The sequence below is a fragment of the Hydrocarboniphaga effusa AP103 genome, from assembly GCF_000271305.1.
GTDB classification, from domain to species: Bacteria; Pseudomonadota; Gammaproteobacteria; order Nevskiales; family Nevskiaceae; genus Hydrocarboniphaga; species Hydrocarboniphaga effusa.
In genome coordinates this window covers 486,320-508,161 of the sequence record NZ_AKGD01000001.1, presented here as the reverse complement: position 1 = coordinate 508,161, position 21,842 = coordinate 486,320, and the positions used below count along the sequence as shown (strand labels likewise).

Here is a 21,842-nt window from a genome sequence, read left to right as displayed (position 1 = left end):
CATGGCCAGTTTCTTCATTGATCGCCCGATCTTCGCCTGGGTTCTTGCCCTGGTGACGATGATGGCCGGCGGCTTCGCGATCTACAAAATGCCGGTTGCCCAATATCCCGCCATCGCGCCTCCGGCGGTTTCACTCACGGCCCAGTACCCGGGCGCTTCGGCCGAAACCGTGCAGAGCACGGTGGTGCAGGTGATCGAGCAGCAGATGAGCGGCCTCGACGGGCTCATGTACTTCTCGTCCTCGAGCGCCAAGGACGGCAGCGCGACGATCACGCTGACCTTCAAGCAGGGCACCAATCCGGACATCGCGCAGGTGCAGGTTCAGAACAAGCTGAGCCTGGCGACGCCGTTGTTGCCGCAGGAAGTGCAGCAGCAAGGTATTCGCGTGGCCAAAGCCACGCGCAACTTCCTGGTCGTCGTGGGCCTGGTTTCGCGCGACGGCAGCATGACCGGTCGCGACATCGCGGACTTCATCGTCTCGCGCGTGCAGGATCCGATCAGCCGCACGCCTGGTGTCGGCGACTACCAGGTCTTCGGCAGCCAGTACGCGATGCGCATCTGGCTCGATGCGGCCAAGCTCAATCAGTATGCGATGGTGCCGTCCGACGTCGCAGCCGCGATCCGCTCGCAGAACGTGCAGCTGGCCTCGGGTGAAATTGGCGGCCTGCCGTCGGTTCTCGAGCAGCAGCTCAACGCGACCGTGATCGGCCCGACGCGCCTGCAGACGCCCGAAGAGTTCGGCGCGGTGCTGCTCAGGGTCAACGCCGACGGCTCGCAAGTGCGTTTGCGGGATGTCGCTCGCGTCGAGCTCGACGGCGAAAGCATGGCCCTCAACGCCAAGTACAACGGCAAGCCCGCCACGGGCTTGGCGATCCGGCTCGCCTCGGGTGCCAATGCGCTCGACACCGTGGCCGCCGTGCGCGCGACGATGGACCGGCTCAAGCCGCTGTTCCCCGAAGGGCTCGAAGTCATCTATCCGTACGATTCCACGCCCTTCGTGAAGCTGTCGATCGAAGAAGTGGTGCAGACGCTGTTCGAAGCGGTGCTGCTGGTGTTCCTGGTGATGTATCTGTTCCTGCAGAACTTCCGGGCCACGCTGATCCCGACGCTGGCGGTGCCGGTGGTGCTGCTCGGAACCTTCGCCATCCTCATGGCGGCGGGCTTTTCGATCAACACGCTGACGATGTTCGGCATGGTGCTCGCCATCGGCCTGCTCGTCGACGACGCCATCGTCGTCGTCGAGAACGTCGAGCGCGTGATGCACGAGGAGCATCTGTCGGCCAAGGAGGCCACCAAACGCTCGATGCGGCAGATCACCGGCGCGCTCGTCGGCATTGCGATGGTGCTGTCGGCGGTGTTCCTGCCGATGGCCTTCTTCGGTGGATCGACCGGTGTCATCTATCGCCAGTTCGCGATCACCGTGGCTTCGGCGATGATCCTGTCGGTGATTACCGCAATCGTGTTCACGCCGGCCTTGTGCGCAACCTTGCTCAAGTCGTCCAACGGCGAGCATCGCGAGAAGAACCGGTTCTTCACCTGGTTCAACAAGTGGTTCGATCGCGGCAACAACCGCTACATGAACACGGTGACGTCCATGGTCGGCCGCACCGGCCGCTTCATGCTCATCTACATCGTCATCGTCGGCGGCCTGGTGTTCCTGTTCACGCGGATCAACACCTCGTTCCTGCCCGACGAAGACCAGGGGCTGATGTTCGCGCTGGTGGTTTCGCCTCCGGGCGCGACGCTGGCGCGTACCGAGACTTCGCTGACGCAGGTGCGCGAGTACTTTCTCGAGCACGAAGCCGATGCGGTGCAAGGCGTGTTCACGGTGGCGGGCTTCAGCTTCGCCGGCCGGGGACAGGCTTCGGGCATGGCCTTCGTGCGGCTCAAGGACTGGTCCGTGCGCAAGGGCAATTCGCAGAGCGTGGCCGCGATCGCCGCCCGCGCGATGGCGCACTTCTCCAAGGCGGTGCCGGATGCCCAGGCTTTCGCCTTCGTTCCTCCGGCGATCAACGAGCTCGGAAACGCCACCGGCTTCGATTTCCAGCTGCTCGACCAGGCCAATCAAGGCCACGAGAAGCTCGCGCAGGCGCGCATCCAGCTGCTGCAACTCGCCGCGCAGGATCCGATCCTGATGGGCGTGCGTCCCAACAACCCGAACGACGAGCCGCAGTACAAGCTCGAGGTCGATCGCGAGCGCGCGAGCGCGCTCGGGCTGACGATCGCGGACATCAACAGCACGCTGTCGGCGGGCTGGGGTTCGAGCTACGTCAACGACTTCATCGATCGCGGCCGCGTCAAGCGCGTCTTCATGCAGGGTGATGCGCACACCCGCATGCTGCCCGAGGATCTCGGCAAGTGGTTCGTGCGCAACGCGAGCGGCGAGATGGTGCCGTTCTCGGCGTTCGCGACCGGCCATTGGGTCTACGGTCCGCAGCAGCTCGATCGCTACAACGGCACGCCGTCGGTCGAATTTCTCGGCCAGGCCAAGCCGGGTTATTCGACCGGCGATGCGATGGCCGCGATGGAAGCCCTGATGCAGAAGCTGCCGCCGGGCTTCGGCTTCGAATGGACGGGCCTGTCATACGAAGAGCGCCTGTCGGGATCGCAGGCTCCGGCGCTCTACGCGGTCTCGCTGATCGTGGTGTTCCTGTGCCTTGCCGCGCTGTACGAGAGCTGGTCGATTCCGGCGGCAGTGATGCTGGTGGTACCGCTCGGCGTGCTCGGCGCGGTGGTGGCGACCTTGCTGCGCGGCTTGTCGAACGACGTGTTCTTCCAGGTGGGCCTGCTGACCACCGTCGGCCTGTCGGCCAAGAACGCGATCCTGATCGTCGAGTTCGCCAAGGAAAACTTCGAGAAGGGCGAGGACCTGGTCAAGGCCACCGTGCATGCGGCGCATCAGCGCCTGCGTCCGATCCTGATGACTTCGCTGGCCTTCGGCCTCGGCGTGATGCCGCTCGCGCTGGCCACCGGCGCAGGCGCCGGCGGCCGCGTGGCGATCGGCACCGGCGTGCTCGGCGGCGTGGTCGCTGGAACCGTGCTCGCCATCTTCTTCGTGCCGGTGTTCTTCGTCGGCGTGATGAAGCTGACCCGGGCCAAGCGGCCGAGCGAGCGCGAGCACGCCGGTGCGGGCAACACGGCGGGAGAGCACTGAGATGAGTGATTCCATGCACAGGCCTTCCAGGCTCCACGCCTTCGCCGCGGCGATCGGCGCGATGCTGCTGGCGGGCTGTACGCTCGCCCCGCGTTACGAACAGCCGGCGGCACCGATCGCCGCGCAGTACGACGCCGTGTCGGTCGCCGATGCGACCGGCGCGGTGCCGGCCAGCGCGGTCGGCTGGCGCGAGTTCTTCACCGATCCGACGCTGCAAGGCCTGATCGACACGGCGCTGCGCAACAATCTTGACCTGCGCGAAGCCGCGCTCAACGTCGAGGCCGCGCGCGCGCAGTACCGCATCCAGCGCGCCGAGCTGTTGCCGACGCTCAACGCGACCGGCAGCGGCAGCGTGCAGAAGACGCCGACGTCGGCCCTCGGCTTCGGCTCGGCGGCGGGCGGCGGCGGTGGCGGTGGCGGTGGCGCCGATTCGATCATCATCCGCGCCTACAGCGCGGGCATCGGCGTGACCTCATACGAGCTCGATCTGTTCGGCCGCATCCGCAGCCTCAACAAGGCGCGGCTGGCCGACTATCTGTCGCTCGAAGAAGCCCGCCGCAGCACGCAGATCAGCCTGATCGCGCAGGTGGCGAGCTCGTACTTCGCGCTGCTCGCCGACGAGCGCCTGCTCGCGGTCACGCGCTCGACCTTCGAAAGCCAACAGTCGACGCTCACGCTCACGCAGCAGCGCGTGAACGTCGGCGTGGCCGATGCGCTGACCTTGCGCCAGGTGGAGACCTCGGTCTACACCGCACAGGCCAACCTGGCCCGCTACGAGCGCCAGGTGAAGCAGGATCGCAATGCGCTCGCGCAACTGCTCGGCGTGCCGAGCCTGCCCGAGAACCTGTCCGCCGGCAGCGGCCTCGACGAGCAGCGCCTGGCCGTGCAGCTCGCGCCGGGCCTGCCGTCGGAGCTGCTCGTGCGACGCCCGGATATTCTCGCGGCCGAGCACAGCCTGATCGCGGCGAACGCCAACATCGGCGCGGCGCGCGCAGCGTTCTTCCCGAGCATCACGCTGACCGGCAGCTACGGCTCCACCAGCCCCGATCTCGACGGCCTATTCGACAGTGGAACCGAGTCCTGGAGCTTTTCGCCGAGCATTCGCATCCCGATCTTCGCGGCCGGCGCCAACAGAGCCAACCTCGATCTCGCGCACGTGCAGAAGGACATCAACGTCGCGCGCTACGAAGCTGCGATCCAGACCGCGTTCCGCGAGGTGGCCGACGCGCTCGCCGCGCGCTCGACCTACGACGAGGAGCTCAAGGCCCAGCAGGGCCTGGCCGACGCGGCGAACGAGAGCTTCAAGCTCGCCAATCTGCGCTACGAGCGCGGCGTCGACAGCTACCTCACGGTGCTCGATTCGCAGCGCTCGCAATACACCGCGCAGCAGTCGCTCGAAACGCTCAAGCTCGCGCGCCTGCAAAACCTCGCGACGCTGTACAAGGTGCTCGGCGGCGGCTGGAGCCAGTCGACGCAGGCGCGGACGGCCGAAGCGCAGAACTAGAGTCGCATCGATGTGAAAGCAGCCCGTGGCCCGCAAGGACCACGGGCTTTTTGTTGTGCGCTGCGCCGCTCAGTGCTTCGGCGGATCGACATGCGGACGCATGAGCGACTCGATCCAGTCCATGAACACCTTCACGCGCTGCGGCAGGTGCCGGCGGTGCGCGTACAACAGCGAGACCGGCATCGGTTCGGCCGGAAAATCCTGGAGCACTTCGATCAGGCGACCGTTGGCGAGCATTTTCTCGCTGCCGAGCACCGGCAGCTGGATGATGCCGAGGCCCGCGAGGCAGCAGGCTTCGTACGCGTCGGTGTTGCTGACGGTCAGCGTCGCCGGCATGTCGATGAAATGGCATTGCTCGCCGTCGAAATATTCGAAACCGCCGGACTTGGCGCCGAGCGTGGAAACGTAATCGACGAGCCGGTGATTCGGCAGGTCTTCGAGCGTGCGCGGCTCGCCGAATTCGGCGATGTAGCTCGGGCTCACGCAGTTGATGATGCGCAGCGAGCCGAGTGGCCGCGCGATCAGGCTCGAGTCCTGCAGCGTGCCGATGCGCATCACGCAGTCGAAGCCTTCGCGCACGAGATCGACGCGCCGGTCGGTGCAGCTCAGCTCGACTTCGATCTGCGGATGCTCGCGCAGGAATTCCGGCAGGCGAGGGATGACGAGCTCGCGCGCCGCCCCGCCGGGCATGTCGACGCGCAGGCGTCCACGCAGGGCCTGCGGCGTCTGCTGGAACATGCTCTGCAGCTCGTCCATGTCGGCGAGCAGGTCCTTGCAGCGCTCGTAGAAGCTCCGGCCGTCGGGCGTCATCTGCACGCGTCGGGTGGTGCGATTGAGCAAGCGCGCCCCGAGCTCGGTTTCGAGCTGCTGCACGGCCAGCGAGGCGCTGGCCTTGGGCAGGTTCAGGCTGTCGGCCGCTCGCGTGAAGCTCGCGAGCTCGGCGACGCGGACGAACAGCTGCATGGCGTCGAGGCGGTTCATCGAGGCTCCGGGAGGCGTGAAGTCGGGACTCATTGTCCAGATCAGAATAACACTGAGGACAATATTGGCTAATTTATTGGCGCGTAACGGATCAATAAGCTGTGCCCACCCTCAGTTCTCACCCGCACAGGAGATTCCGATGAGCACCAAAACCACCACCCGCATCGCCCTGATCACCGGCGGCAGCCGCGGCCTCGGCCGCAATGCCGCGATCAAGCTCGCCGAAGCCGGCACCGACATCGTGCTGACCTACCGCAGCCAGCGCGCCGAGGCCGAGGCCGTGATCGCCGAGATCGCCAAGCTCGGCCGCCGCGCGGTGGCCCTGCCGCTCGACGTCGGCGTGGCGGCCAGCTTCGGCGCTTTCGCTGAAGCCCTGCGTGCCGAGCTCGACAAGACCTGGCAGCGCGCAAGCTTCGACTACCTGCTCAACAACGCTGGCATGGGCATTCACGCCTCGTTTGCCGAAACCACCGAGGCGCAGTTCGACGAGCTCATGAACGCCCATCTGAAAGGTCCGTTCTTCCTGACCCAGAAGCTGCTGCCGCTGATCGCCGACGGCGGTCGCATCCTCAACGTCTCGAGCGGCCTCGCGCGCTTCTCGCTGCCGGGCTACGCGGCCTACGCGACGATGAAGGGCGGCGTCGAAGTGCTCACGCGCTACATGGCCAAGGAGCTCGGTGCGCGCGGCATCAGCGTCAACACGCTGGCTCCGGGCGCCATCGAGACCGACTTCGGCGGCGGCGCGGTGCGCGACAACGCCCAGCTCAACGCTGCGATCGCCTCGCAGACCGCCCTCGGCCGCGTCGGCCTGCCGGACGACATCGGCGGCGTGATCGCGGCGCTGCTGTCGCCGGGCACCGCCTGGATCAATGCCCAGCGCATCGAGGCTTCGGGCGGCACGCTGATCTGAGAGGCCGGGAGACGGGAGACGTAGAAGCGCGGTAGCTGCAGCGAAATCGCTTGCGTGGGACATCGGGAAGAACTCTCCCGTCTCCCGTCTCCCGTCTCCCGTCTCCCGTCTCCCGTCTCCCGTCTCCCGTCTCCCGTCTCCCGTCTCCCGTCTCCCGTCTCCCGTCTCCCGTCTCCCGTCTCCCGTCTCCCGTCTCCCGTCTCCCGTCTCCCGTCTCCCGTCCGCGTGCTAGAGTGCCGCGCCCTGCGACCGCTGTGGCCCGCCTGTGCTCACGCTCAAACTCAAAACCCGCGAAGACCGCCGCCTGCGTGCGGGCCATCTCTGGGTCTATTCCAACGAAATCGATACCGCGACGACAGCCGCCAAGGGCGTCGCCCCGGGCACGCTCTGCAAGTTCGTCGATTCGCGCGACAAGCCGCTCGGCGTCGGTTACGTGAACCCCACCGCGCTGCTCTGCGGTCGCCTGCTCACCGGCAAGGCCGATGCGGTGATCGACGCCGACTGGATGCTGCGCCGCCTGCAATCGGCGCTCGCCCTGCGCGAGAAGCTCTATCCCACGCCGTACTACCGTCTCGCCTTCGGTGACAGCGACGGACTGCCGGGCCTGGTCGTCGATCGCTACGGCGACGTGCTCGTGGTGCAGCTGACCACGGCCGGCATGGAGAATCTCAAGGCCATCGTGATCGAGGCGCTGCAGCGCCTGCTCAAGCCGCGCGGCATCCTGTTGCGCAACGACACTTCGGCGCGCGAACTCGAAGGCCTGTCGCTCTATGAAGAGATCATCGGCGAGGTGCCCGAGACGGTCGATCTGCTCGAATCCGGCGTGCCGTTCAAGGCGCCGGTGCGCGGCGGCCAGAAAACCGGCTGGTTCTACGATCAGCATGCCAACCGCGATCGCCTCGCGCCGTACGTCAAAGGCGCTCGCGTGCTCGACGTGTTCAGCTACGTCGGTGGCTGGGCGGTGCGTGCGGCCAAGTTCGGCGCCAGCGAAGTGACCTGCGTCGACAGCAGCAAGCTCGCGCTGGAAGTCGCGGCCGAGAACGCCAAGCTCAACGGCATCGCGCTCGAGACCCGCCAGGGCGATGCGCTCGACGTGCTCAAGACGCTGCGCGGCGAAGGCCGCCAGTTCGACGTCGTGGTCGTCGATCCGCCCGCGCTGATCAAGCGCAAGCGCGATACCGATGCCGGTACCGAGCACTACGCCGCACTGAACCGCCAGGCCATGCACCTGCTCGCGCCGGACGGCATCCTGATCTCGTGTTCGTGCTCGTTTCACATGGAGGCTGCAGAATTGCAGCGCATCCTGCTGCGCGAATCGCGCACGGTCGGACGCAGGCTGCAAATCCTCGAGCAGGGCGGGCAGTCGCCGGATCATCCGGTGCATCCGGCCATCGTCGAGACGCGCTATTTGAAGGCCTTCTACTGCCGCCTGGCCTGAGCCGGCGGCCTGACAACGACGCCCATGATCCAGTACCCGAACTTCGATCCCGTCGCCGTCTCGCTCGGTCCGGTGAAAGTGCACTGGTACGGGCTCATGTACCTGCTCGGCTTCTGGGGCGGCTGGTATCTGGCCCTGCGCCGCGGCCGGCGTGATTTCACGCCGTTCTCCTCGCAGGCGCTGTCGGACCTTTTGTTCTACATCGTGCTTGGGGTGATCCTCGGCGGCCGGCTCGGCTACACGTTCTTCTACAACCTGCCGAACTTCGTCGCCAACCCGCTGGTGATCTTCCGCATCTGGGAAGGCGGCATGTCCTTCCACGGCGGGCTGATCGGCGTGCTGGTGGCGTTCTGGCTCTATGCGCGCTCACGCAAGCTCACGTTCTTCTACGTGGCGGATTTCATCGCGCCGGTGATTCCGGTGGGCCTGTTCACCGGGCGCATCGGCAACTTCATCAATGCCGAGCTCTGGGGTTCGCCGACCTCGCTGCCCTGGGCGATGGTGTTCCCGACCGACCCGGACCGGTTGCCGCGGCATCCGTCGATGCTCTACGAGGCCTTTCTCGAAGGCCTGGTCATGCTCGCCGTGTTGCTGTGGTTTTCGCGCAAGCCGCGCCCGCCGATGGCGGTGTCGGGCTTGTTCCTGACGCTTTACGGCTCGTTCCGCTGGGCCGTGGAGTTCATTCGCCTGCCTGACGCGCACATCGGCTATCTGGCTTTCGGCTGGCTGACGATGGGGCAGCTGCTGTGCATTCCGATGCTGCTGGCCGGCCTGGGCCTGCTCGCGCTCGCTTATCGGCGGACGTTGCACGCAGCTTGAACCCCAAAGCGCCCTTTCGGCCCATAAATTGCCGGTGCAGACCCGCTCCGGCTAAAATTTAGGGCTTTTCGCAGTCGCGCGATCGAAACGATCTCGCTTTTCTCATTTTTTCAGCTATTTCAACAGGATATTCCGATGGCGGTCGAACGCACCCTTTCCATCATCAAGCCGGACGCCGTGGCCAAGAACGTGATCGGCCAGATCTACAGCCGCTTCGAGCAGGCTGGCCTCAAGATCGTCGCTTCGCGCATGACCCACCTCACCGAGAAGGAAGCGGGCGGTTTCTACGCCGTGCACAGCGCGCGTCCGTTCTTCAAGGATCTGGTTTCGTTCATGACCAGCGGCCCGGTCGTGATCCAGGTGCTCGAAGGCGAAGACGCCATCGCCAAGCACCGCGACATCATGGGCGCCACCAACCCGAAGAACGCCGCTCCGGGCACCATCCGCGCCGACTTCGCCGATTCGATCGACGAAAACGCCGTCCACGGTTCGGACAGCGCCGAGAACGCGGCGGTGGAAATCGCCTACTTCTTCCGCACCATCGAACTCGCCCCGCGTACGCGCTGAAGCGAATTCGGACAGTAGCGAGATGAAGGACGAGGTCGTCCAAGCGGTGACAACGGAGGATGCGGCGCAAGCGCTGCGTTCGTCGCGCCGCTCGGCTGCCTCGGGCCGCATCAACCTGTTCGGCCTGGACCGCGAGCAACTGCGCGCGGTCTTCGCCGACATGGGCGAGAAGCCCTATCGCGCCGACCAGATCATGCAGTGGATCTACCGGCGTGGCGTCGACAGCTTCGACGCGATGAGCAACGTTTCCAAGGATCTGCGCACGCGCATGCAGGAGCGCTTCGAGATCCGCCATCCGGAACTGCTCGCCGAACAGCTTTCGCAGGACGGCACCCGCAAGTGGGTGCTCAAACTCGACGGCGGCAACGCCATCGAAACCGTATTCATTCCCGAGGGCGACTTCGAGTCGCGCCTCGAACGTGTTGCCCCGCAGCGTTTCAAGCCCAGCGTATCGGACGAGTCCGACGCTTCGTCTGCCGCAGAATCGGGCACGACGCGCAGCGCAGTTTCGGACAAGTCCGACAAGCGTTACCGCGGCACGCTTTGCATCAGCTCTCAGGTCGGCTGCGCGATGGACTGCTCGTTCTGCAGCACCGCCCAGCAGGGCCTCAACCGCAACCTGACGACGGCCGAAGTCATCGCCCAGGTCTGGTTCGCGGCGAAGACGCTCGGCGGCGATTTCCAGAACGAGCGCGTGATCAGCAACGTGGTCTTCATGGGCATGGGCGAGCCGCTGGCCAACTACGGCCAGGTGATGCCGGCCATCGGCATCCTGCAGGACGACTTCGGTTTCGGCCTTTCCAAGCGCCGCGTCACCGTTTCGACCTCGGGCCTGGTGCCGTTCATGGATCGCCTGCGTGCCGATTGCGATACCGCGCTCGCGGTGTCGCTGCATGCGCCGAACGACGAACTGCGCAACCGGCTCGTGCCGATCAATCGCAAGTACCCGATCGCCGAACTGATGGCCGCTTGCCGCCGCTACACGGCGGGCAAGGAACGCAAGATGCACATCGTCTACGAGTACGTGATGCTCGACGGTGTCAACGATGCGCCCGAGCACGCCCGCCAGCTCGCCAAGCTGCTCGCGGGCATGCCGGCCAAGGTCAACCTGATTCCGTTCAATCCGTTTCCGGAAGCGCAGTACAAGCGCAGCAAGCCGGAAGCGATCAAGCGCTTCGCCGACATCCTGCGCGAGAAGCACATCATGACGACGACGCGCCGCACGCGCGGAGACGACATCGATGCGGCCTGTGGCCAGCTCGTCGGTCGCGTGCAATCCAAGCAGAAGCAGCGCCTGCGCGATGTCGGCGTGCGCGTCGAAGCCGCGGTGCCGCCCGGCGGCCGATGAGCTTTCTTCTCTCGCGCCGCCTGCTCGTTCTGCTCGGCCTGGCCGCTGCATTGAGCGCGTGCGCGACGAGCATTGAGCGCGAGAGCAACAACACCGATACCAAGCCCGATCTGGCCGAGGCTGCACGTCTCAACACCCAGCTCGGTGTCGACTACGCGCGCCAGGGCCAGTACGAGCTCGCGCTCGAAAAGCTCAAGCGGGCGGTCGACCAGGACGGCCGTTCGCCGCTCGCCCATTCGTCGATCGCCTTCGTCTACGCCCGGCTCGGCGAGGACAAGCTCGCCGAGAAGCACTATCGCAGGGCCATCGAACTGAAGTCCGACGATCCGGACGTGCGCAACAACTTCGGCGTGTTCCTGTGCGGGCACGGTCGCGCGGCCGAGGGCGAGCAGCAGCTCAAGCTCGCGATCGACGACAAGCGCTATCGCACGCCCGAAGTGGCGCTGACCAACGCCGGCGTCTGCGCGCGCAAGCTGCCCGACCTCGACAAGGCCGAGCACTATTTCCGCGAGGCGCTCAAGATCAGCCCGCAATTCGGCGACGCTCTGTCGCAAATGGCATGGCTGTCCTACCAGAAAAAGGATTACCTTCGCGCACGCGCCTTCCTGCAGCGCTATCAGATGGTGGGCAAGCCCACGCCTGAAACGCTGCAGATCGGTGCGCTGACCGAGACCGCGCTGGGCGACCTCGCCTCGGCCCGGGCTTACCAGCAACGTCTCAGGCAAGAGTTCCCCGAATCCGTCGAAAGCGGTCATTTGCCGCCGATTCCTTCCCCATGAACGCTGAGAATTCCGATTTCATCCCGGCCCCGGCCGCCCCCGCTTCCGCCGGCGATAGCCCAGGCGTGGCCATTCGCAGGGCGCGCGAAGCCCTCGGCCTGACGCTCGACGAGCTGGCGGCGCAGACCAAGCTCGCGCGCACCACGCTCGATGCGCTCGAACGCGACGACTACGGCTCGCTGCTCGAGCCGGTCTACGTACGCGGCTACTACCGCAAATGCGCCAAGGTGCTGAACCTTCCCGAGCAGCAGCTGTTGCTGGCCTACGCGGCGCGGGTCACGCCGAAGTCGCCACAAGCTCCGGCCAAGCTGCGCCTCGGCACCGGTGCCGACATGGGCGGCGGACGCAGTTGGCGCGGCCTGCTCGGCATCATCCTCATCGTTGCCATCGCCGGCACCGCCATCTGGTATCTGCGCGAGAAGCAGCAGAGCTCGCAGCAGTCGATCGTGCCGCTGCCCGAAAGCACCGCTCCCGGCGCCGACGCGCCCGCGTCCGTGCCGGCCAACAGCCCGCAGGGTGTCAACGACACCGGCGCGCCGGCCGCGGCGGGCGACGTCAACGTCGCGCCCGCCGATGCCCCGATCACGGCCAGCGCTGCGACGACGAGTCCGGCGGCTCCGGCGCCGAGCGCTCCGGCCGCGAGTCCGCAGACCGCCGCGACGACCGGCGAAACCGCCACCGCGAGCGACAGCGCGCTCAAGCTCAATTTCGTGTCGATTTCCTGGGCGCGCATCGAGGACGCCAACGGCAAGGTGCTGCTGAACCGCGTCGTGCAGGGTGGCGAGCGCCAGGTGCTCGACGGCACGCCCCCGTATTCGGTTTTCCTCGGCAACGCGCCGGGGGTCGAGGCCGAGTTCCAGGGCAAGCCGGTCGACTTCAAGGCGCTGATCCGCGATACCGCCACCGCGCGCTTCACGGTGCCGCTGGCGCGCTGATCGCGCCAGAGTTTTCCGAGACTTCCTCGCATGTCCATGCAAGCCCATCACCGCATCGAGCGGCGCGTCAGCCGGCAGATTCGTGTCGGCCGCATGCCCGTGGGCGGCGACGCGCCGGTGTCGGTGCAGACCATGACCAACACCAAGACCGAGGACGTCGCCGCGACCGTGGCGCAGATCCAGGCCGCGGTGAAGGCCGGCGCCGACATCGTGCGCGTCTCGGTGCCGACGCTCGCGGCCGCGCGCGCGTTCGGCCAAGCCAAGAAGATCGTCGGCGACGTGCCCTTGGTTGCCGACATCCACTTCAACTACAAGTGCGGCATCGCGGCGGCCGAGCAGGGCGCCGATTGCCTGCGCATCAACCCGGGCAACATCGGCAGCGACGCCAAGGTGTCCGAGATCGTCGCCTGCGCGCGCCATCACGGCATTCCGATCCGCATCGGCGTCAATGCCGGCAGCCTCGAAGCCGACCTGCAGGAAAAATACGGCGAGCCGAACGCCGACGCGCTCGTCGAGTCGGCCTTGCGCCACATCAACATCCTCAAGCGCCACAACTTCGAGGACTTCAAGGTTTCGCTGAAAGCCTCGGAAGTGTTTTTGACCGTGGCGGCTTATCGGAAGCTCGCCACGCTGATCGACCAGCCGCTGCATCTGGGCATCACCGAGGCGGGCGGCCAGCGCGCCGGCGCCGTCAAGAGCTCGATCGGTCTGGGCATGCTGCTCGCCGACGGCATCGGCGACACCATCCGCATTTCGCTCGCGGCCGATCCGGTCGAGGAAGTGAAGGTCGGCTGGGACATCCTCAAGTCGCTGCACATCCGCAATCGCGGTATCAATCTCGTCGCCTGCCCGAGCTGCTCGCGCCAGAACTTCGACGTGATCAAGGTCGTCGCCGAGCTCGAATCGCGTTTCGAGGAAATCGACGAGCCGCTCGACCTCGCGGTGATCGGCTGCGTCGTCAACGGTCCGGGCGAATCGCGCGAGGCGGCGATCGGCGTCGCCGGCGGCTATCCGAACTCGATCTACATCGACGGCAAGATCCAGCAGAAGGTCCACAACGATGCGCTCGTCGATCGTCTCGAGCAGCTCGTGCGCGAGAAGATCGCGGCGCGCAAGCTCGCCAAGGCCGTTGATCCCGCGACCTGATCGCGCTACAGCGGAAACATTCCTGAATGGCTCAAAAAATCCAATCCATCCGCGGGTTCAACGACGTGCTGCCGGCCGATTCGGGCCTCTGGCAGCACCTGCACGACACCGCGCGCGGCGTGTTCGAGGACTATGGCTATGCCGAGATCCGGCTGCCGGTCGTCGAGCGCACCGATCTCTACAAGCGCGCGGTCGGTGAAGTCACCGACGTGGTCGAAAAAGAGATGTACGCCTTCGAGGATCGCGGCGGCGAGCACATCGCGCTGCGTCCGGAATTCACCGCGGGCGTCGTGCGCATGGGCGTCGAGCACGGCCTGTTCCACAACAGCCAGCAGCGCGTCTGGTGCACCGGCCCGGTGTTCCGCTACGAGCGCCCGCAGGCCGGCCGCTATCGCCAGTTCCACCAGCTCAACGTCGAGGCCTACGGCATCAATGGGCCGGACGTCGATGCCGAGCTCATCGCGATGTCGGCCCGGCTCTGGAAGAAGCTCGGCTTCACCGGACTGCGGCTCGAGATCAACTCGCTCGGCCAGGCCGAGGCGCGCGCGCGCTACCGCGCGGCGCTGATCGAATTCCTGCAGCGCCACGAATCTTCGCTCGACGAAGACTCCAGGCGCCGCCTGCACAGCAATCCGCTGCGCGTGCTCGATTCCAAGGTGCCGACCACGCAGGCGATCGTCGTCGACGCGCCGAGCATCCTCGACTACCTCGATGCCGATTCGGCCGCCCATTTCGACGGCCTGCAGCAAGGGCTCGGCGACCTCGGCGTCGACTACGTGGTCAACCCGCGCCTCGTGCGCGGGCTCGATTACTACACCAAGGGCGTGTTCGAGTGGATCACCACCGAACTCGGCGCCCAGGGCACGATCTGCGCGGGCGGCCGTTACGACACCCTCGTCGAACAGCTCGGCGGCGGTCCGACGCCGGCCGTGGGCTGGGCCAGCGGCGTCGAGCGCCTGATCCTGTTGCTGCAGGCCAAGGCCGCCGAGCTGCAGATTCCAGAGAACGGCCCAGCGATCGTGGTCTGCTCGCTCGGCGAAGCGGCCCAGCGCGAAGCCGCCAAGCTCGCGGAAACCCTGCGCGACCGCTTCCCGGGCGCGGGCGTGCAGCTGTCGGTCGGCGGCGGCAAGCTGCCGGCGCAGTTCAAGCGGGCCGACCGCTCCGGAGCGCATTACGCGCTGGTCATCGGCGAGGCCGAAATCGCCGCAAAGCAGGTTCAAGTAAAATCCCTGCGCGACGCCTCCCCTCAGGAAACCTGCACCTGGGCTGAACTGCCGGCCCGGCTTGAGAGTCTGTTATCGCGCTGATGCCCGAAACCGGTTCACCGGTTCGGCACGCGACATCATCCACCGATCGTTCCTGAAGCACTTCTTTAAGAGACCCCCGTGGCGAATCATCACGACGACGAACAAGAACTCGAGAACCTCAAGCGCTGGTTCAAGGAAAACTGGATCGCCCTGGCGGCCGGCCTGGTCATCGGCTTCGGCGCGATCGGCGGCTGGCAGGGCTGGAAGGGCTGGCACGAAAAGCAGTACCTGGCGGCTTCGCAGATGTACGCCGACCTCAAGAAGGCGCTCGAAGCGTCCAAGCCCGATGAGGCGGCCAAGATCGCCGACAAGCTGCAGTCCGACTACGCGAGCACCCCGTACGCCACCGCCGCCGCGCTGCGCCTCGCGCAGGTCGGCGTGATCGATTCCAAGCTCGACGAGGCCGGTGCGCGTCTCGACTGGGTGATCAAGAACGGCAACGACGACGGCCTCAAGCAGCTCGCCAAGCTGCGCAAGGCGCGCGTGCTCTGGCAGCAGGGCAAGGCCGACGAAGCGCAGAAGGCGCTCGACAACGACGGCGGCGAGTTTGCCTCGCTGTATTCCGAACTGCGCGGCGACCTCGCGCTGTCGCAGGGCGACCGCAGCGCCGCCCGAACGCATTACGAAGCGGCGCTCAAGGCGTCCACCGAACAGGCGCCGAACCGCCCGCTGCTGCAGCAGAAGCTCGATGATCTCGCGGTCGAAACCGCTTCGGTCGCGGCTCCGGCCGCCGAGGCGAAGCCCTGATGCGCCGCTCGCTCGACAAGTACGCCGCCGGCATCGCCGCGCTGCTGATCGGCGCCGCGCTGCTCGCCGGCTGCTCGGACAAGAAGAAAGTCCGCGAACCGACCCCGCTGGCCGATATCTCCAACCCGGCCGTGCGCCCCCATACCGTGTGGACCGCGAGCACCGGCGGCAGCGGCAAGTACTACAGTGAGCTGCGCGCCGGCGTGGAGATCGACGCGATCTACACCGCCGGACTCGATGGCCGCGTGGCTGCGTATTCGCTCGATAAGGGCAAGCGTCTGTGGTCGGTCAACACCAAGTCGCGTGTCGCCGCCGGCCCTTCGGTTTCGAACGACCTCGTGCTCGTCGGCACCCTCGATGCCGAAGTGATCGCGCTCAAGCGCACCGACGGCAGCGAAGTCTGGCGTGCCAAGCTGTCGAGCGAGGCACTCGGCCCGCCGGTCGGCGAGGGCGGCATCGTCGTCGCGCGCTCCATCGACGGCCGCGTGTTCGGCCTCGATGCGAGCAACGGCCAGCGTCTGTGGAATTTCGATCGCAGCGTGCCCGAGCTGGTGCTGCGCGGCATTTCCAAGCCGCTCATCAGCGGCACCTCGGTGATCGTCGGCATGGAGAACGGCCGCGCGATCGCGCTCGGCCTGACCGATGGCGAGCCGCGCTGGGAGCAGGCGATTTCGGTTCCGGCCGGCCGCACCGTGCTCGATCGCCTGGTCGACATCGACGGCGACATGATCGAAGGCGACGACTGCCTCTACGTCGCCAGCTTCGGCGGCGAAGTGGTGTGCCTGTCGCCGACCAGCGGCGAAGTGGGCTGGCGCCGCGGCGTGAAGTCGTACAACAGCCTCGCGCTCGGCGGCGGCAAGGTGCTGGTGTCGGACGAGAGCGGCGTGGTCTGGGCGCTCGACCAGACCAGTGGCGCCGCGGCCTGGAAGCAGGAAGGCCTGCTGTACCGCCGGCTGTCGCCGCCCGCGTATTTCGGCGGCTATGTCGTGGTCGGCGACTTCGAAGGCTATCTGCACTGGCTCGATCCCTCCGACGGCAAGATCGTCGCGCGCACGCGCGTCGGCTCCGACCCGATCATCACGCAGCCGATGGTCGGCGGCGATCTGCTCTACGTGCTCAACCGCGACGGCAAGCTCGCCGCGATCAGCCTGCCGCAGAAGAAGTAACCCTCAATCAGATTCACACCCAAGGTAGAAAAGTCGATGCAATCGGGATTGCCCGTTTTGGTTCTGGTGGGCCGTCCCAACGTCGGCAAGTCCACGCTGTTCAATCGGCTCACCGGCACGCGCGACGCGCTGGTGGCCGATTACGTCGGCCTCACGCGTGATCGCCAGTACGGCCGCGGCGTGTTCGAGATCGATGGGCAAGGCAGGGCCTTCATCGTCGTCGACACCGGCGGGTTGATGCCCGAATCGGCCGATCCGCTCGCCGTGCTCGCCGAAGAGCAGGCGCAGCTCGCGCTCAGCGAAGCCGACCACATCTTCTTCCTGACCGACGCCATCGCCGGCCGTCACGGCAGTGACGAGGCGATCGCCGCGCAGCTGCGCAAGCTCGGCAAGCCGCTCACGCTGCTCGTCAACAAGACCGAGGGCAAGGCGCGCGGCGGAGCCAAGGGCGTGGCGGTTGCGGATTTCTACGCGCTCGGCCTCGGCGAACCCGAGCCGATCTCGGCCGAGAACGGCGACGGTGTGCCGGGCCTGCTGCGCCGCGTGCTCGAGAAATTCCCGGCCGGCGAACCCGACGAACTCGCCGAGGTTCCGGGCGAAGTGCGCGTGGCCATCGTCGGCCGTCCGAACGTCGGCAAGTCCACGCTCGTGAATCGCCTGGTCGGTGACGAGCGTGTGGTCGCGGCGGATCGCCCGGGCACCACGCGCGACGCCATTCGCGTGCCGTTCGAATACGAAGGCAATGCCTACACGCTGATCGACACCGCCGGCATCCGCCGGCGTTCGCGCGTCGAGGAAGTGATCGAGAAGTTCTCGATCGTGAAGACGCTGCAGGCGATCGAATCCGCGCACGTGGTGATCGTGGTCGTCGATGCGCACGCCGACGTCGGCGAGCAGGACGCGCGCCTCATGGGTCTGGTCGCGCAGCGCGGCCGCGCCATGATCCTCGCGGTCAACAAGTGGGACGGCCTCGATCCGGGCGATCGAGAGCAGACCAAGTACAAGGTCGGCCTGAAGATGCCGTTCCTCGATTTCACGCCGGTGCATTACATCTCGGCCAAGCACGGCTCGGGTGTCGGCGTGGTGATGCGCGACGTGAAAACCGCGTACGACTCGACGATGAAGGATCTGCCGACGCCGGAGCTCACGCGCATTCTCGAGCGCAGCGTCGATCGCCATGCGCCGCCGGCCGTGCTCGGTCGCCGTATCAAGCTGCGTTACGCGCATCAGGGCGGCAGCAACCCGCCGCAGATCGTCATTCACGGCAACCAGACCGACAAGCTGCCGGTCACGTACAAGCGCTACCTGGCCAACGAGTTCCGCAATCACTTCGAGCTCAAGGGTGTTCCGCTCGTGCTCACGTTCAAGACCGGCGACAACCCGTTCAAGGACAAGAAGAACGTGCTGACCGAGCGCCAGATCAAGAAGAAGCGCCGCCTGCGCGAGCACTTCAAGAAGTAGTGCGGAAGCTGCTTGCTCAGGCTCGGTATCAGGAGCCTGCGCCGCGCGGCCCGAACAGGATGATCGCCATGCCGAGCAGGCAGACGGCGACGCCGACCCAATCGGTGAGCGTCGGGCGTATCGAATCGACCGCCCACAACCAGATCAGCGCAACGCCGATATAGACGCCGCCATAGGCCGCGTAGACGCGCCCGGCCGCTTGCGGATGCAGGCTCAGCAGCCAGGCGAACAAGGCCAGGCTCAGCGCGGCCGGCAGCAGCAGCCAGATGCTGCGTCCCTGACGCAGCCATAGATACGGCAGATAGCAGCCGACGATCTCCGCGACCGCGGTCAGCACGAACAGTCCGAAGACCTTGAGAATTTCCATCGGCGATATCGATCCCGTTTACATCGATTGCTTCGCAGTGCTGGCCGCGCGAGTCGAGACCTCGTGAGAACACTTATCGCTGCGTTTGGCGTTTCGCCATGAATTATTTCGAGTGGGCATACTGCGCGCATATTTTTTCAGCGGATAGATGTCATGCAAGGTTCGGCGGCGGTGGTGGCGTGTCTCGAAAATCTCCTGCGTGGAGAGCTCATGGCGCGAGACCAGTACTTCATTCACTCGCGTCGCTACAACGACCTCGGCCTGCACAAGCTCTACGAGCGGCTCGACCATGAGATGCAGGAAGAGACCGCGCATGCCGACGTGCTGATCCGCCGCATCCTGTTTCTCGACGGCGAGCCGGACATGCGCCCGCTGCCGTTCACCTCGGGCAAGACCGTCGAGGAGATGCTGCGCAAGGATCTGGCGACCGAGTACGACGTGCGCCAGCATTTGCAGGACGCCATCGCGCTGTGCGAGCGCGAGCGCGATTTCGTCACGCGCGACCTGCTGCTGCCGCAGCTCAAGGACACCGAGGAAGATCACGCGCACTGGCTCGAGCAGCAGCTCGGCCTGATCGAGCAGATGGGCCTGCAGAACTACGTGCAGATGAAGGCCGCGATCGCCTGAGATCCGCGGGTGCTCCACCCGGCTCGTGGGGTCGCGCGGCCTGTCGGTCTCATTCGCAGCGAGTCGCGGTCCGTGCCGGCTGTCACCGCGCGGATCGTGTCGCCTTGCCTGTCGTCGACATGCCGATGAGCGTCTGGCGATCGCGCCTCCGGCGCCTGTTCTCCGGCTCTCTCGTTTCTGGAGCAGTGATTTGATTTCCGATTCCGTCGCCGCCGAAGTCGGCAAGCTGCCGCACAATCTTTCGCCCTGGAACATGTTCCTGGCCGCCGATGTCGTCGTGCAACTGGTCATGCTCGGCCTGGCGTTCGCGTCGCTGGTGACCTGGACCATCTGGCTCGCCAAGCTCATCGAGCTGCGCGCCAGCTCGCGCAGTGTGCAAAGCGCGCTCGACCGTCTGCGCTCGGCGCCTTCGCTGGCCGAAGCGCATCGCGCGCTGGGCGATGGGCCGATCGCCCCGCTCGCGAGCGCGGCACTGCAGGAGGCCACGCAGTCCGCCGGCCTGCCGGCCGAAGGCATCAAGGAACGTGTCGCGGCCACGCTGAGCCGCATCGAAGCCGCGCTCGGCCGTCGCATGAACCGCAGCACCGGCGTGCTCGCGACGATCGGCTCCACCGCTCCGTTCGTGGGTCTGTTCGGAACGGTCTGGGGCATCATGAACAGCTTCATCGGCATCTCGAAGTCGCAGACGACGAACCTCGCGGTCGTCGCGCCGGGCATCGCCGAAGCGCTGCTCGCGACCGCGCTCGGCCTGCTCGCGGCGATTCCGGCCGTGGTCATCTACAACGTGTTCGCGCGCAGCATCGCGGTGTATCGCGCCTCGCTCGGTGACGCTTCGACCGAGATTCTCAACCTCGTCAGCCGCGACCTCGATCGCGCGCACCGCCCATGAGCACCAGGCTCGACCACGGTGACGACGAGCTCACCGAGAACCACGAGATCAACGTCACCCCGTTCATCGACGTGATGCTGGTGCTGCTGATCATCTTCATGGTCGCCGCGCCGCTCGCGACGGTGGACGTGCCGGTGAACCTGCCGGGTTCGAATGCGCAGCCGCAGGTCAAGCCGCCACAGCCGGTGTACCTGACCCTGCAGGCCGATCTGACGCTGTCGCTCGGCGATACGCCGATCACCCAGGAGGCGCTCGCCGAAGTCCTCGACGGCGCCACCGAAGGCAACAAGGAGGAAGTGATCTTCCTGCGCGCCGACGAGACCGTGAACTACGGCGATCTGATGGCGCTGATGAACCGGCTGCGCCGCGCGGGCTACCTGAAGCTCGCCCTGGTCGGGCTGGAAACCGCGGCCCCGTGAGCCTCGCGCTGAGCGAGTGGGAGGCCCGACAGGCGAGGGCCGAGCGGCGTCGATGGTGCCTCAGCGCGGTGGCCGTGACGCTGGGCTTCGGTCTCGCCTTCGCGGTCTTGCAGTGGCGTCCGGGTACCCATGCGATCGCCCAGCCGCCCGCGGCGATGCTGATCGAGCTCGTGGCCGAAGCGCCGCCCGCATCCGAGCCGCTCCCGCCGCGGCCATCGCCGCCCAAGCCCGTGCCGAAGCCGGTTCCGCGGCCGACGCCCAAGCTCGAAGCGCCGCCGCCTTCGGACATCGCCGAACCGGCTCGGCCCGAACCGCCGCCGCAGCCCGAGCAGGCACTGGAGCAGACCGCGCCGGCCACTCCGGCTCCTCCACCGGCCGATCCACGCGCGGCGAGCGGCAAGGTCACCTACGAGGGCCTGCTGCTCGCGCATCTTGAGCGCAACAAGCGCTATCCGAGACAGGCCCGCAGTCGCCGCGAGCAGGGCTTGCCGTACGTGCGCTTCGTCGTCACGCGCGAGGGCAAGGTACTCAGCGCCAGGCTCGAGCGCAGCTCGGGGCACGAGGCGCTCGACCAGGAGGCGCTGGCCTTGTTCGAACGCGCCCAGCCGCTGCCGGCGTTCACACCCGAGATGGAAGACGACACGCTCGAAGCAGTGGTGCCGATCCAGTTTTCGCTGCGCAGGAACTAGCGCTTTCATCGTCTCGACCAGCTCCACGCGAGCTGAGATTGGGCATCCCTCTCCCACCGGGAGAGAGAGGGACCGAGGGTGAGGGATTCGCCGGCATGGCGAAGCCTGGCTATTCCCGAGACTCCCTCATCCGGCGCTACGCGCCACCTTCTCCCGGGGGGAGAGGGGTTTTCGCGCGAGGCTCCGGCCGCCGCCACAGCCAGATCGCCACGCTCGCCATCACGCCGCAGGCGAGCAGCGCGATCCACGGCTTGGGCACGGTGAACCAGATGATCACCGCGCTGATGCTCATCATGATCGTCGCCATCCACTTGGCGCGGCGGCTCACAGCTCCGTTTTCGCGCCAGTCGCGCAGCATGGGGCCGAAGCGCGGATGGTTCTCAAGCCAGGCGTGGAAGCGCGGCGAGCTGCGCGCCGCCGCCCAGCCGGCGATCAGCACGAACACCGTGGTCGGCATGCCGGGCACGAAGATGCCGATGAAGCCGAGCGTCAGGCTCAGACCCGCGAGGACCATCAGAAGGTAGCGGATCACGACCGGACTCTGGCTCCGGGCATGTCGCTGGCTGGCTGTCTCAGTAGGCACCCGTTG

21 protein-coding genes are annotated in these 21,842 nt (G+C 66.5%); 18 read left to right on the top strand and 3 right to left on the bottom strand.

All coding sequences use genetic code 11. The features are described 5' to 3' along the window. Position 1 precedes the first annotated feature (1 nt). Both WQQ_RS02265 and WQQ_RS02260 read left to right on the top strand, forming a co-directional pair. The gene (locus tag WQQ_RS02265) at positions 2 to 3,154 is read left to right on the top strand and encodes an efflux RND transporter permease subunit (RefSeq protein ID WP_007183429.1); all 3,153 of its coding nucleotides are present in this window, start codon (positions 2 to 4) and stop codon (positions 3,152 to 3,154) included. A 1-nt stretch (position 3,155) separates the two neighbouring features. Beyond that, entirely contained in the window at positions 3,156 to 4,658 is a 1,503-nt protein-coding gene (locus WQQ_RS02260) for an efflux transporter outer membrane subunit (RefSeq protein ID WP_272942415.1), read from the top strand. A 69-nt stretch (positions 4,659 to 4,727) separates the two neighbouring features. Here the strand turns inward: WQQ_RS02260 and WQQ_RS02255 are convergent, their stop codons facing one another. Next, positions 4,728 to 5,639, bottom strand: a complete 912-nt coding sequence (locus WQQ_RS02255; protein ID WP_007183427.1) for a LysR family transcriptional regulator — start codon at positions 5,637 to 5,639, stop codon at positions 4,728 to 4,730. 139 nt (positions 5,640 to 5,778) lie between these two features. Here WQQ_RS02255 and WQQ_RS02250 point away from each other — a divergent pair, with 139 nt between their 5' ends. The 12 genes from WQQ_RS02250 (at position 5,779) to der (ending at position 18,262) form a co-directional block, all read left to right on the top strand. Continuing rightward, complete coding sequence (locus WQQ_RS02250) at positions 5,779 to 6,549, top strand: SDR family NAD(P)-dependent oxidoreductase (RefSeq protein WP_007183426.1); 771 nt, start codon at positions 5,779 to 5,781, stop codon at positions 6,547 to 6,549. Between the two features lie 265 nt (positions 6,550 to 6,814). Then, positions 6,815 to 7,987, top strand: coding sequence for a class I SAM-dependent rRNA methyltransferase (locus WQQ_RS02245; RefSeq protein WP_007183425.1), 1,173 nt, complete (start codon positions 6,815 to 6,817; stop codon positions 7,985 to 7,987). Between the two features lie 24 nt (positions 7,988 to 8,011). Then, the gene (gene lgt, locus WQQ_RS02240; RefSeq protein ID WP_007183424.1) at positions 8,012 to 8,806 is read left to right on the top strand and encodes a prolipoprotein diacylglyceryl transferase; all 795 of its coding nucleotides are present in this window, start codon (positions 8,012 to 8,014) and stop codon (positions 8,804 to 8,806) included. Between the two features lie 135 nt (positions 8,807 to 8,941). After that, positions 8,942 to 9,373 carry a nucleoside-diphosphate kinase gene (gene ndk / locus WQQ_RS02235; protein ID WP_007183423.1) on the top strand — a complete coding sequence of 144 codons (432 nt, stop codon included), beginning with the start codon at positions 8,942 to 8,944 and terminating at the stop codon, positions 9,371 to 9,373. Positions 9,374 to 9,395: 22 nt separating this feature from the next. Continuing rightward, the gene (rlmN, locus tag WQQ_RS02230) at positions 9,396 to 10,721 is read left to right on the top strand and encodes a dual-specificity RNA methyltransferase RlmN (RefSeq protein WP_007183422.1); all 1,326 of its coding nucleotides are present in this window, start codon (positions 9,396 to 9,398) and stop codon (positions 10,719 to 10,721) included. Further along, positions 10,718 to 11,500, top strand: coding sequence for a type IV pilus biogenesis/stability protein PilW (pilW, locus tag WQQ_RS02225; RefSeq protein ID WP_007183421.1), 783 nt, complete (start codon positions 10,718 to 10,720; stop codon positions 11,498 to 11,500). The genes rlmN and pilW overlap by 4 nt, the downstream gene beginning before the upstream one ends. Further along, a complete protein-coding gene (locus WQQ_RS22790; RefSeq protein WP_007183420.1) occupies positions 11,497 to 12,435 on the top strand; it encodes a RodZ domain-containing protein in 939 nt (312 codons plus the stop codon). The genes pilW and WQQ_RS22790 overlap by 4 nt, the downstream gene beginning before the upstream one ends. A gap of 36 nt (positions 12,436 to 12,471) precedes the next feature. Further along, positions 12,472 to 13,581 (top strand): flavodoxin-dependent (E)-4-hydroxy-3-methylbut-2-enyl-diphosphate synthase, encoded by a 1,110-nt coding sequence (ispG, locus tag WQQ_RS02215; RefSeq protein ID WP_040453470.1) that lies wholly within the window; start codon positions 12,472 to 12,474, stop codon positions 13,579 to 13,581. A 26-nt stretch (positions 13,582 to 13,607) separates the two neighbouring features. Beyond that, positions 13,608 to 14,888 (top strand): histidine--tRNA ligase, encoded by a 1,281-nt coding sequence (gene hisS, locus WQQ_RS02210; RefSeq protein ID WP_007183418.1) that lies wholly within the window; start codon positions 13,608 to 13,610, stop codon positions 14,886 to 14,888. A gap of 78 nt (positions 14,889 to 14,966) precedes the next feature. Beyond that, entirely contained in the window at positions 14,967 to 15,635 is a 669-nt protein-coding gene (locus tag WQQ_RS02205; RefSeq protein ID WP_007183417.1) for a YfgM family protein, read from the top strand. Then, positions 15,635 to 16,801, top strand: coding sequence for an outer membrane protein assembly factor BamB (gene bamB / locus WQQ_RS02200; protein WP_007183416.1), 1,167 nt, complete (start codon positions 15,635 to 15,637; stop codon positions 16,799 to 16,801). Before WQQ_RS02205 ends, bamB begins: the two co-directional genes overlap by 1 nt. A 36-nt stretch (positions 16,802 to 16,837) precedes the next feature. Beyond that, a complete protein-coding gene (der, locus tag WQQ_RS02195; RefSeq protein WP_007183415.1) occupies positions 16,838 to 18,262 on the top strand; it encodes a ribosome biogenesis GTPase Der in 1,425 nt (474 codons plus the stop codon). Positions 18,263 to 18,290: 28 nt separating this feature from the next. Here the strand turns inward: der and WQQ_RS02190 are convergent, their stop codons facing one another. Then, positions 18,291 to 18,629 (bottom strand): YnfA family protein, encoded by a 339-nt coding sequence (locus WQQ_RS02190; protein ID WP_007183414.1) that lies wholly within the window; start codon positions 18,627 to 18,629, stop codon positions 18,291 to 18,293. Between the two features lie 153 nt (positions 18,630 to 18,782). On the opposite strand from WQQ_RS02190, the gene bfr reads away from it, so the two are divergent. From bfr to WQQ_RS02170, 4 genes are all read left to right on the top strand, one after another. After that, positions 18,783 to 19,256, top strand: a complete 474-nt coding sequence (bfr, locus tag WQQ_RS02185; RefSeq protein ID WP_040452838.1) for a bacterioferritin — start codon at positions 18,783 to 18,785, stop codon at positions 19,254 to 19,256. 133 nt (positions 19,257 to 19,389) lie between these two features. Then, on the top strand, positions 19,390 to 20,145 hold the full coding sequence (exbB, locus tag WQQ_RS02180) for a tonB-system energizer ExbB (protein WP_374679600.1): 756 nt from the start codon (positions 19,390 to 19,392) through the stop codon (positions 20,143 to 20,145). Further along, positions 20,142 to 20,564: a TonB system transport protein ExbD gene (gene exbD / locus WQQ_RS02175; RefSeq protein ID WP_007183410.1), complete on the top strand. Its 423-nt coding sequence runs from the start codon at positions 20,142 to 20,144 to the stop codon at positions 20,562 to 20,564. Before exbB ends, exbD begins: the two co-directional genes overlap by 4 nt. After that, a complete protein-coding gene (locus WQQ_RS02170; protein WP_157534473.1) occupies positions 20,561 to 21,253 on the top strand; it encodes an energy transducer TonB in 693 nt (230 codons plus the stop codon). The genes exbD and WQQ_RS02170 overlap by 4 nt, the downstream gene beginning before the upstream one ends. A 136-nt stretch (positions 21,254 to 21,389) precedes the next feature. Here the strand turns inward: WQQ_RS02170 and WQQ_RS02165 are convergent, their stop codons facing one another. Continuing rightward, positions 21,390 to 21,785 carry a YbaN family protein gene (locus WQQ_RS02165; RefSeq protein WP_007183408.1) on the bottom strand — a complete coding sequence of 132 codons (396 nt, stop codon included), beginning with the start codon at positions 21,783 to 21,785 and terminating at the stop codon, positions 21,390 to 21,392. Positions 21,786 to 21,842 lie beyond the last annotated feature (57 nt).